The organism is Dapis hubbardiae BLCC-M172 (assembly GCF_050016015.1).
Classification (GTDB): Bacteria; Cyanobacteriota; Cyanobacteriia; order Cyanobacteriales; family Microcoleaceae; genus Trichodesmium.
The window spans coordinates 1-10,691 of record NZ_JBNHEQ010000207.1; the positions used below are offsets into that span (position 1 = coordinate 1).

Annotated in this window: 10 protein-coding genes; 9 read left to right on the plus strand and 1 reads right to left on the minus strand. The window is 37.0% G+C overall.

Annotation, left to right across the window (positions count from 1 at the left end; genetic code table 11):
* Window positions 1–665: 665 nt before the first annotated feature.
* On the plus strand, window positions 666–1,280 hold the full coding sequence (locus tag ACP6PK_RS18940) for a hypothetical protein (protein ID WP_426561691.1): 615 nt from the start codon (window positions 666–668) through the stop codon (window positions 1,278–1,280).
* 73 nt (window positions 1,281–1,353) lie between these two features.
* Here the strand turns inward: ACP6PK_RS18940 and ACP6PK_RS18945 are convergent, their stop codons facing one another.
* On the minus strand, window positions 1,354–1,638 hold the full coding sequence (locus ACP6PK_RS18945) for a hypothetical protein (protein ID WP_426561693.1): 285 nt from the start codon (window positions 1,636–1,638) through the stop codon (window positions 1,354–1,356).
* 635 nt (window positions 1,639–2,273) lie between these two features.
* On the opposite strand from ACP6PK_RS18945, the gene ACP6PK_RS18950 reads away from it, so the two are divergent.
* The 8 genes from ACP6PK_RS18950 to ACP6PK_RS18985 all read left to right on the plus strand — a co-directional run bounded on the left by ACP6PK_RS18950 (window position 2,274) and on the right by ACP6PK_RS18985 (window position 10,527).
* On the plus strand, window positions 2,274–3,482 hold the full coding sequence (locus tag ACP6PK_RS18950; protein ID WP_426561695.1) for a hypothetical protein: 1,209 nt from the start codon (window positions 2,274–2,276) through the stop codon (window positions 3,480–3,482).
* 252 nt (window positions 3,483–3,734) lie between these two features.
* Entirely contained in the window at window positions 3,735–4,466 is a 732-nt protein-coding gene (locus ACP6PK_RS18955; protein ID WP_426561697.1) for an MORN repeat-containing protein, read from the plus strand.
* A 1,404-nt stretch (window positions 4,467–5,870) separates the two neighbouring features.
* Window positions 5,871–6,491: a DUF6391 domain-containing protein gene (locus tag ACP6PK_RS18960; protein ID WP_094674141.1), complete on the plus strand. Its 621-nt coding sequence runs from the start codon at window positions 5,871–5,873 to the stop codon at window positions 6,489–6,491.
* Window positions 6,492–6,580: 89 nt separating this feature from the next.
* A complete protein-coding gene (locus ACP6PK_RS18965) occupies window positions 6,581–6,805 on the plus strand; it encodes a photosystem I reaction center subunit IV (protein WP_426561699.1) in 225 nt (74 codons plus the stop codon).
* A gap of 652 nt (window positions 6,806–7,457) precedes the next feature.
* Complete coding sequence (locus ACP6PK_RS18970) at window positions 7,458–8,363, plus strand: DNA-formamidopyrimidine glycosylase (RefSeq protein WP_426561701.1); 906 nt, start codon at window positions 7,458–7,460, stop codon at window positions 8,361–8,363.
* A gap of 126 nt (window positions 8,364–8,489) precedes the next feature.
* The gene (gene ndhO, locus ACP6PK_RS18975) at window positions 8,490–8,708 is read left to right on the plus strand and encodes an NAD(P)H-quinone oxidoreductase subunit O (RefSeq protein ID WP_094674135.1); all 219 of its coding nucleotides are present in this window, start codon (window positions 8,490–8,492) and stop codon (window positions 8,706–8,708) included.
* 182 nt (window positions 8,709–8,890) lie between these two features.
* Window positions 8,891–9,850, plus strand: coding sequence for a malate dehydrogenase (gene mdh / locus ACP6PK_RS18980; protein ID WP_426561706.1), 960 nt, complete (start codon window positions 8,891–8,893; stop codon window positions 9,848–9,850).
* Between the two features lie 185 nt (window positions 9,851–10,035).
* Window positions 10,036–10,527 carry a hypothetical protein gene (locus tag ACP6PK_RS18985; RefSeq protein WP_426561704.1) on the plus strand — a complete coding sequence of 164 codons (492 nt, stop codon included), beginning with the start codon at window positions 10,036–10,038 and terminating at the stop codon, window positions 10,525–10,527.
* The last annotated feature ends 164 nt before the right edge of the window (window positions 10,528–10,691 follow it).

Below are 10,691 nucleotides of genomic sequence, written 5' to 3' on the forward strand. Positions count from 1 at the left end.
ATAATTGATAATTGATAATTGATAATTGATAATTGATAATTGATAATTACCTCTCGTTAAAACCGAGAGAATTGAAGATAAGGAAATATTATTTCTTTTTTTTCCCTTAAAAGGGGAGGCTTTAAACCAGAATTATTTAATTATTAATTATTAATTATTAATTATTGGGTAAAAATGTAAGTATTTAGCGGTCAGCTATCAGCTATCAGCTATTAGCTAGAAGAAGGAATTAGTCTGATAGCGAGAATTAAAAGTCCGACACAAAAAAGGTCATCAGCTAAACTTAATAAGTTATTACTTTCAGGCATCTTTTTGCACAGAATGACCAAGTAAAAGCTGAGAGCTAACTACTAATAGCTGTTTGTGCAGCATTCCGCAGGAAATGCTTACATAAAAATCTTGATTCAATAAGGTTTTGGATTTATTCAGCCAGTCATAATTATGTCCGATTACTTATGATAATTACGAGGTTTAAAATTACTTAGGAAAAAATTAAGATTTAAACCAAAAAGTAAGGAGAAATAAATCTTGTGAAATCCTTAAAAATGATGAAATTGTGATATCCTACTTGATAAGGATAGAAAATTTTGATGATGGAGCTACCAGCAACCATAATACTAACAATAAACTAAAATGATATTGCTAAACAGGAACAAAACCTAAAAATGAGCAAGCTGTTGTATTTTGTCAGTATAGGAATATTAGCTTTCTGGATACTTAGATGTGAATCCTTAGCAGTTAATGATGAGGAGATGCAAGGGATAAAATTATCAGATTCCAGCAGTTTTGATCAGCAAATCCTGGCTCAGGTTTCAGCCCCTCCATCTTCTGATTCACTATCTCCATCGGCAGAAGTTCCGGAAAAGTCCAATACAGTCGCTAACTTAATCAAATCTACCGATCCAGAAGAAAGAGAAAAATCTCTAAAGCAAAACCTCGAAAATCAGCCAGATAGTATTACAACAAATCAAGGCCCTTCGGAAACAATATTTGTTCCTAGAACTAGAGACCCATTTTCTGTTGTGCCCCAAATTCCAGTGCCAGAATTAATACAAGAAGAATCTTCAGTAGGCCAATTACCAGAGATACAAGGCCAACAATTACCAAGCCTACCTACTCTTCCGGAAACTAAATCTCCTGTTACTTGGCAACAAAATGTTAGAAGAATAGTACCAAGTGATAATAGTCTGGATATAGCCCAACAAGGCCCTAGAAGAGTATCACCCCCTACTTCAGTATTTGAACCTAGAAACTCTGTATTTGTAGAACGTGGTTGTTAGTTTTATCGTTCATAATAACCTGACAAAAACACTATTTCGGTCCGGTTCAACAATTAATAATTACCTCTTCTTTCTAGGACGTGTCATCAATTAAAGAGGTTGACAAAATGGGTATTTTATGCTGCATGGAGATGGCGATCGCTATGTCAATAAAATGACTGAAACTGCCTCTAGGAATTCCTCCTAGGAAGTTAACCGAACGTTTATCGTATCTCGTAGCGATATAGCTGCCACTAGGCTCCGCCAACGCTCTATATTGTTTGAGTTTGGCGAAAAAATTTTCTATAAGATGAGGTGCTAACTGCAATATTTCATCGTAATTACGAAGTTCTTTTCGGTTTTTTTTAGGAGGAATCACTACTTCTATTCCTCTCTCATTCAAAAGCCCAATTACCCTAAGAAAGAGCATAATAAGCTTTATCTCCTAGTACCGCTTCTGCTTCTACCATCGGTAATAAAACATCTGCTCCATCTAAGTCAAAAGCTTGACCTGGAGTAAAAAAAAGAGTAGGATTACCCAGAGCATCTACTACTCCATAATTTAGATGCGTTTGCCCTGCCTTAATTTTGTGATTATTGATTGTTTTTTCAAAAATTAGAAAATTTAGTCATTGTACTTCAGTAGACTACAATTTAGCCAAATTATCATACCGTTGGGATAAATACCCATCAATATTGCACTTCTAAAATTAATCTGTTACCATAAATAAGACTTTTAGGCTAGTAGTTTCACTCTGTCGAGCAAGCGTAAAACCAGAAAGATTAAATGGCTTTAGAACCAAGTGCTATGTCGCACTGCGGGAAATGAAAAGCGCAGCACCTCCCCAGGAGGCAAGACCCAGCAGAAACCAAAACCCTATTTCAGAATAGCTTTCCTATGGAAAGCTCCGGAAACCCTAACCTCATGTCTAGGAATTTCGAGTTTTCGCTCAAGCGATCCGTAGGGATAATGTCAATGCTATCCTGTGCAATATTAGATTTTTCAGAATCGTAATGCGTAAACTTTTCTTAACAGCAGGAGCAAGTATATTATCTCTCTGGATAAGTGGATGTGACTCTCTTCCTTTTATCAATGGTAGAGACAGTTCTACTGCGAATACTTCAGAAACTTCCCCTAGCACAAAATTAGAAGCTCCAGAATCTCCATCTTCACAACCTACTGATGGACCTTTTCCATCTCCAGATGTTCCCCAGAAGTCGGAAATATCAACAGATTTAATTCGGTCTACAGACGCGAATGAAAGAACTAAATCCCTTAAACAAGAAGTTCAAACTAACACAACCTCTCAAACACAAACTTCTATTCCGGCAAGTCCAGATACAAAAGATCCTTTCTCAGGTTTACCAAGTATCCCAGTGCCACGTCAGGACTCTGATCAAACGGATGATTCCATATTTACCCAACTTCCTGAACTCAGCAGTCAACAAGTACCAAATATCCCGAATCTACCCGAAACTAAATCACCTTCCTCTTGGACACCACCAGGGAGAACTCAACCCACAAACCAGGTTGGAGATTCACGCCAACCTGTGCAACAACAAAATCCACAACAGTCATCTCAAACAATAGATTCACGGGAACCTTCCTCTCAATCAAATACAACTACACAAAGCAGTCCACAACAAAAAACAAGTCAACAAGTAGCATCTAGAACGAACAGTAAGACTTCAGACAGTAAGACTTCAGACAGTAAGACTTCAGACAGTAAGACTTCAGACAGTAAGACTTCAGATACGAAAGTTACACCTCATCCTTCAGGTACTACACAATCACAAACCATATCTTCACCACCAAAACCTCCAGACCTGCCAACTTCATCTACTCAACAAGTACCAAGTTTACCTGAATTACCTATAAAAGGAAGTCCACCTGCTCAGTGGAGAGGACCTGGTTTTCCCCCAGCACCGCCACCGCCACCTCCACCACCACCGCCACCTCCACCACCACCAGATACTACTATTGCTGATGGCATAGAAGTTAGTGGGGTTGTACAAGTGGGGAGCCAAAAGCAGATTATTGTTAAAGTTCCTACCGAACCTACCAGTAGATATGTGAAGATCGGGCAAAGACTGGCGAATGGTCAGGTATTGGTAAAGCGAGTTGACTTGAAGAAGGGAGCTGAACCAGTTGTTGTATTTGAGCAAAGTGGTGTGGAAATTCCCAAAGAGGTTGGAAGTAAACCGATAACTACTGAAGACTAATAAAAAATAAATGCTTTTCAGCAAGTTTAGGCATTTGTTATTAAATGCCCACAAACTCCTATAAATCTTTAGGAGAGGATTATAATGAAATTGGAATAATAAAAACTCTACATATATAAGCAAATTTGATACAGACCAAATAGATCAGGTCAATGGCCTCCCTTTTCAAGGAGACAAAAAAGGAAATTTCAGATTTCAAGCCTCCCTATTATTAGAGGTACTGATAACTGATAACTGATAACTGAAATAACCATGCTGCTATTAATAAAACAACTAAGGAAAGCAATATTAACAGGTTCTTGTCTAGGATACATAATTATAATGTGGCATCCTCAGCCATTAATGGCACAAGAACAAACAGAAGCACCTTTTTGTGAAGGCAACCCTCCTACAGGTAGAGTGAAGTGTAATTATCCCAATGGAGACAATTATGCTGGGGATTTTGTGAATGGAAGGCCACAAGGAAGTGGTGTATATGTCTATGCTAATCGCGATCGCTACGAAGGACAGTTTCGTAATGGTCTTCCGAATGGACAAGGTACTTTTATATTCTCCAATGACGCTAGGGTGACAGGAGTATTCCAAAATGGACAAATTAGGTCTGGGACAATTATTTTTGACAATGGCGATCGCTTTGTTGGAGATTTTAACCTAGTAGAAAATCTCTCTAGTAGTGTGATTAGTAGTCAGCCCACGGGTCGAGGTCAATTTATTTACGCTAATGGCGATCGCTATGAGGGAGAATTCTTTGCTGGAAATCCTTTTGGACCAGGGGTGTTTATCCGTGCTAATGGAATACGGTGTCAAGGAGATTTTTTTAACGCCGCGCTAGATGGCAAAGGAAGTTGTACATATCCTAATGGAATTCGTTATGAAGGAGAACTAAGGGGTGGAGTACCTCATGGTGTAGGGATTATTATAGATTCTGAAGGAAAGCGATTTCCTGGAGTATTTCGCAATGGTCAAAGACAAGAACAAACATAATATACCGTTTCTCACTCTTTGTGAGATACATTTATCTTTTTTCTTCCTATTTCTTATTTCCTATTTCCTGTTGGTTGTTATGGGATTAACTGTTGAGGAAATAACTTAATTACCAACAAATAATAGGGAAAAAAATAATTTTGGTCTACTGAATAAGTATTGCGGATATGGGTAGGAGGATCGAGTTAGAAGGAATGGGGAGTACACAGGAGTGAGAAAAAAATTTTCTGATATTTTTGAGGTTAGTTATGTTAAAAGTTCAGGGTTTTTGAGACAGGCAAAGGTGATAATTTTCAGACTTTGTTTAAGAAAAAAAAGCTATAAGCTTTTGAGTATTCAACAATTAATAATTGTCTATTCTTTTTAATAAGAGTATTTGCTAAAAGGGAAGTAATTTTTTTTCTTTTTTATGCATGAATGGAGAGGCTTTATACCTTTATGTTTCGGTAATGTTGTTAGACTTATTCAGTGAACCATAATTGTATAGCGCTGCGCGCAGGGAACAGGGAACATAAAACAAGCAAGAGTGAGAATAAATTGCCGATAATATAAAGCTTTGAGCTGCTTGGACACCTCCTGCCATTTGTAAAGCGTGCCAGCGCACATTGCTATACTTCAAAAATTTGGATAAATGTCTATGATATTCAGAATTTAGAAGCAGTAATCAAGCTTTTATTTGAGTAAAATAGCCAAGATAATTTTATGATATAAATAGAAAATTATTTCAGATAAAATAGTTAATTAAATAAATAAGAATTTATCTAAAATTTTCAAGGAATATTAAATCTATAGCAATCTTAAATCACTGGTAAAAAATCCAAAAGATGTAAGTATTCAACTATTAGCTGTCAGCCATCAGCAATAAGACTAGGACGAGTGTAGTTAAGATTAATTCTGGCTCAATAGAACTCTGGTCTTAAGGGCTGGGGTTTAAATAAAGATTTTATGTAAAATGAAAAGCCATAGCTGATAGGTGACGGCTGACCGCTGAATGCTTACCAAAAGATAGATAAAAATTCTCTAACTTTTACTTCTGTTCCCCATTCCCTCTTACCTAGACCTTGCTGATTAAATCTAAAAGCACTGACAGGTAAAGGTAAGTGCCTTCTTAGGTTTAAAAAAAGTGCCAGGTTTTCAGTTGAAAACTCTCAAAAAGTTAGCATAAAAGGCAGAATATATAACAGAAAAATCAAGGGACAAATATATCCGACTATCTCCTCTATAATTCCTCGTTTCTCCTAACTACTCTGTACGGACGTTGCATACAACTTCCCTACCCACTCCCCTACTCCTTAAAAAGACTTTTTCAGCAAACCCTACCTATTCCCTTTTGTCAGAATATTTTTTCCGCAACTACAATAGGAATGTTATAGAAATAGGCAATTTTCAAGAAGAAAAAATACTATGACAACAAATACCTCTACTTCATCTGTAAATGATCAGTTTCCCTTTAACTTTTCCCCCTATCCTACACAAGATAGCGATTTTCTCAAGCAACTAGATTTTTTTCCTGGTTTAAAAGAGATATTGACAATTAGACAAGTTCATGCTCTAGAACACGCTACAGTTTGGGTATTGAGTGAATTAGCCAACTCAGGAACTGCAACAACTTCTAATGAATCAATTGGAGGGATGTCCACACCACAAGGATTTTATCTTTACGGTGCAGTAGACCCATCTCAATTAAATCAGGCAGTAGAAACAGCACTACAGCGAATTACTTCTGGAGAATGGAATTTAGCAGTACATCCTAGATGTGGCACAAATTTATCAGTGGCAATGACTCTTACTGCTGGATTTGCTCTAGGTATAAATATGCTTTTACCCCCAAAACCAATTGAACAACTTTTAGGTTTTGGTATTGCAGCTACGGCAGCTACACAACTAGCACCAGAATTGGGTAGTTTAGCCCAAAAATATCTCACAACTGCTATTCCTTTTAACTTGAGAGTGATTGATATTTCTGTTATTCAAGATTTGTGGGGTCGCCCTGCCCATTTTGTTCAAATATCCTGGCTAAATTAATTGCAACAAAACTTAAAAAATTATTAGGCTTAAAAGAGATAGGATGAGATGACAGTTTTACCATACTTAATTTAAAGGAAAAAAAATTCATGGTTCAACGTGGTTCTAAAGTTCGGATTTTACGCAAAGAATCCTACTGGTATCAGGAAATTGGTACAGTTGCTTCTGTTGATAAAAGTGGCATTAAGTACCCAGTTATTGTTCGGTTTGACAAAGTAAATTACAACGGTTTCAGTGGTAGTGCATCTGGTGTTAACACAAATAACTTTGGCATGAGCGAAGTTTTAGAGGTAGAAGCGCCGAAAGGTAAATAATTAGGCTAACTGTTCTTGGAACATTTAAAGATATAGAAAAAGCTCACTCTAGCAATTCTAAATTAAACAAGCAAAAATAGGCAAAAACCTGAAAAATGTCGGGAGAAACTTAGCCAGCCTGTTTTAACGGCTGGTTGAATAACGACGTGCGGGTAATAAAGCGGCGTAAAAGTCTGGTATACTAAGAGATAGCAAGTAAGAACAAGGTTTGTCGCCATGACAAGAGCGCTAGTACGGTGAAATTCCGGCGGACAGGAGACGGGGAACTAATTTCCTACGACGGCTTGCGCAGCATTCCCTTAGAAAAGCAAGCAGGCAGGTAAAGCAGCGATTTATTGCTCCAACCAGCGTGAGTAAAACCACTCGTGAAAGCTAACTAAAAAAAGTAACCTCACAGCTAGATTTTTGTCTACGCCGAGGAGTTTAGAAGTCTGTTGACAGGCTTGAAGCAAATGTGGATTTATGAGGGGCTGCGTGCGGAATTTACTTCCGCACTTTAAACGCCCCGTCCCATTTGCGGTGGGTTAAGCACTCACGGAATCAAGGGTGTTTCAACCCCTGGAGATGTCAATGTCTTAGATAAATGCTTAACTAGAAAAAATTCTCTACAGTATCTATATAATAATAAATACTGTGAGGAATAGTTAGCACTGTGCCAGAACTACCGGAAGTAGAGATAGTAAAACGAGGTCTAAATCAACTGACTCTCAATAAACAGATATTGGGTGGGGAAGTGTTGCTAAAACGCACAGTTGCTCACCCTGTTTCTGTTGATGATTTTTTAGGTGGGTTGGAAGGAAAAGCGATCGCCCAATGGCATCGACGAGGCAAATATTTACTCGCCCAACTCTACAAATGGGATCGAGAAACCCCAGAATTTACCCAGGTCAAACAAAACCAGGATGGTTGGTTAGGAGTACATCTGCGAATGACAGGCCAACTCCTATGGGTAAAGCCAGAAGAAAGACTACACAAACATACGCGAGTTAGATTATTTTTTATTCATCAATCAACAGAGGACAAAAAAAATCCCACCCATGAATTAAGATTTGTAGATCAACGTACCTTTGGCCAGATGTGGAGAATAGCACCAGCAAAAGAAATATCCCACATTATCACTGGTCTGAAACAACTAGGTCCAGAACCATTTTCCCCAGAATTTTCTCTTGAGTACCTTAGTAAACAATTACACAAAAGGCACAGACCCATTAAAACAGCCCTTTTAGACCAAAAAACCATTGCTGGGTTAGGCAATATCTACGCTGATGAAGCCTTATTTCTCAGTGGTATTAGACCCACAACTTTGTGCAAAGATTTGACTGAAAACCAAATAGAACAATTACATATAGCTATTCTGAAAGTTTTGGCAACTTCTATAGATGCAGGTGGTACAACTTTCAGCAACTTTCTCAATGTTAAGGGAGTTAATGGTAATTATGGGGGCGTAGCTTGGGTTTATAATCGTGCTGGTCAACCATGTCGAATTTGTGATACATATTTAGAAAAAATTAAGCTAGCGGGGCGGTCTACCCATTTTTGTCCTCAATGTCAAAAATAATAGGGAGTAGGGAGTAGGGAAGATTAGAAAATGGGGAGTAGGATAGGGAAAAAGAAAAAAAGATCGACTTAATGTAATTCCCTATTAGAATTTAAGACAGAAAAGACAAGAAATAGAAATCCATATATGGCAGAGATTAAAAAAGGTAGTTTAGTTCGTGTTGTGCGAGAAAAACTAGAAAATAGTTTAGAAGCTAAAGCAAGTGACAATAGGTTCCCTCCTTACATATTTGAAAGTAAGGGAGAAATTGTAGATACGAGGGGAGATTATGCTTTTGTCAAATTTGGCAAAGTTCCTACTCCGAATATCTGGTTACGACTAGACCAGTTAGAAAAATTTGAGTAAAATTTTCTCTAAACTTTAAGAATATATCAAAAGCAGGGGTCTTCTTTTTAATCAGAAATTAAAACCGCAGACTCCTGCTATTTTTATTCCCTGTAATTTTTACAACTTATGTTTTTCCGCTTTAGAGTATGTGTAATTAATTTTGCATGACTACTTATAAAACTGGTATTACTGAGAAATTTATGACTTGTGATTCTACTGTTGATGTTGGCCGTGTATCAATTATTGGAGCTGGAAAAGTAGGTAGTACCCTGGCCGAAATACTGTTAGAGAAAAATATTGCGAATGTAGTATTACTAGATATTATCTCAGATTTGCCTCAAGGTATAGCCCTAGATTTAATCCAAGCAAAAGCACTGTATCTAAACGATCGCCAAATTATTGGTACAAATGATTATGTAGATACAGCAGATTCAGATATTGTAGTTATTACATCAGGACAACCTCGGAAGCCAGGAATGAGTCGAGATGAGTTACTGAAAATTAATTCCCAGATTGTCGTTAATGTAGCAAAAGCTGCATTTGCCCACTCTCCAAATGCCATTTTTATAGTAGTTACCAACCCCCTTGACCTAATGACCTATTTAGCTTGGCAGACTATAGGAATACCTGGACACCGAGTTATAGGAATGGGAAGCCTGTTAGATGCTGCAAGGTTTCGGACATTTATTGCGATGGAATTAGGAATTTCTGTGGCTAATATTAGTGGGATGGTTTTGGGGACTCATGGAAATCTAATGATTCCTTTGCCACGCTATTCGACTGTTAATGGTATACCCATTACAGAAATTATGGACGATAGTGCTATTGCCAGAATTATTGAAAGAACTCGTAATGGTGGGGCGGAAATTGTTAAGTTGATCAAGACAGGTAGTGCCTACTATGCACCAGCAGCATCCACAAGTTTAATGATAGAGTCGATCTTAAAAAATCAAAATCAACTTTTACCTTGTAGTGCCTATCTTCAAGGGCAATATGGTTTAGAAAATATTTTTTTAGGAGTTCCCTGTTTGTTAGGAAGTCAGGGAGTGGGAAAAGTGTTAGAGCTAGACTTGACAGATGCAGAATATTCTGCATTGATTAATTGTGAACGGAAGATGCGTCAAACTATAGAGATGGCACAGAAAATACTGAATATTTAGCTTTGTCTCTCTACAAGCATTTCTGAATTTTGAAATTAAGAGCTATTAGAGTCTTTTCTGATAGTTCAATTTTCATTTTAAATTCGTTAATTATTTAACTGGTCGTGGGCAGGTTTAATAAACAAAAAGATGAGTCTACCCAATAGTGTTTATTAATGATTTCATACACATAAGGAAATCTGGAGATGTCAACAGAAAATCAGAGTTTAGAAACAGAAACAAATATTAATTTAAGCCATGATAATGAAATTATTGGAGAGGAAAGTGTTGAGGATATAAATAAAACTCGTCTACTGCTTACTTTGTGGGATTTAGGAGGGGAGGGAGAAACAGCTATAGGAGTAAAAAAAAGTGAATTAACTACTAGAGTTAAACGGAAAAAATACGGGAAAAAAATAGGTAAATATCAAGGGGTATATGAGGAATTAGAAAAATCTGGAGCAATTAGAATTGAGGTAAAAAATAGAGCAGTATTAGTTTTTATTACAGATATAGGTAAACAAATGTTGGGCAAGGGTTTACAAAATCCTGACTTTAATTTTGAAGGAACTGTTATAGCAACAAGGTTAGCAAATACACTTTTGAGATGGATACGAGAAATGGGTAGTCAGGAAAATTTGGAAATGGAACCTATGGGAATTTCTGAAGAGATTCTATATGAGGGTGAATTATCCTGATTGCTGCTATATTTTTGCCTAATTACTTAACCTAATAATCATAAAACATACAATTAATTTTGCTCGACTACTAAATCAATTGAATAAAATAATTTTACAAAACATGGAGGAGAAGCTATCTAAAATCTAAAAACTGTAACGCAATAGTTTAATTAATTATCAAC

What these genes read in the sequence shown, in the direction of transcription:
- ACP6PK_RS18960 (WP_094674141.1), top strand. Translation starts at nt 5,871, where the DNA reads ATGACAACAAATACCTCTACTTCATCTGTAAATGATCAGTTTCCCTTT.
- ACP6PK_RS18965 (WP_426561699.1), top strand. Translation starts at nt 6,581, where the DNA reads ATGGTTCAACGTGGTTCTAAAGTTCGGATTTTACGCAAAGAATCCTAC.
- ACP6PK_RS18940 (WP_426561691.1), top strand. Translation starts at nt 666, where the DNA reads ATGAGCAAGCTGTTGTATTTTGTCAGTATAGGAATATTAGCTTTCTGG.
- ndhO (WP_094674135.1), top strand. Translation starts at nt 8,490, where the DNA reads ATGGCAGAGATTAAAAAAGGTAGTTTAGTTCGTGTTGTGCGAGAAAAA.
- ACP6PK_RS18985 (WP_426561704.1), top strand. Translation starts at nt 10,036, where the DNA reads ATGTCAACAGAAAATCAGAGTTTAGAAACAGAAACAAATATTAATTTA.
- ACP6PK_RS18950 (WP_426561695.1), top strand. Translation starts at nt 2,274, where the DNA reads ATGCGTAAACTTTTCTTAACAGCAGGAGCAAGTATATTATCTCTCTGG.
- ACP6PK_RS18955 (WP_426561697.1), top strand. Translation starts at nt 3,735, where the DNA reads ATGCTGCTATTAATAAAACAACTAAGGAAAGCAATATTAACAGGTTCT.
- mdh (WP_426561706.1), top strand. Translation starts at nt 8,891, where the DNA reads ATGACTTGTGATTCTACTGTTGATGTTGGCCGTGTATCAATTATTGGA.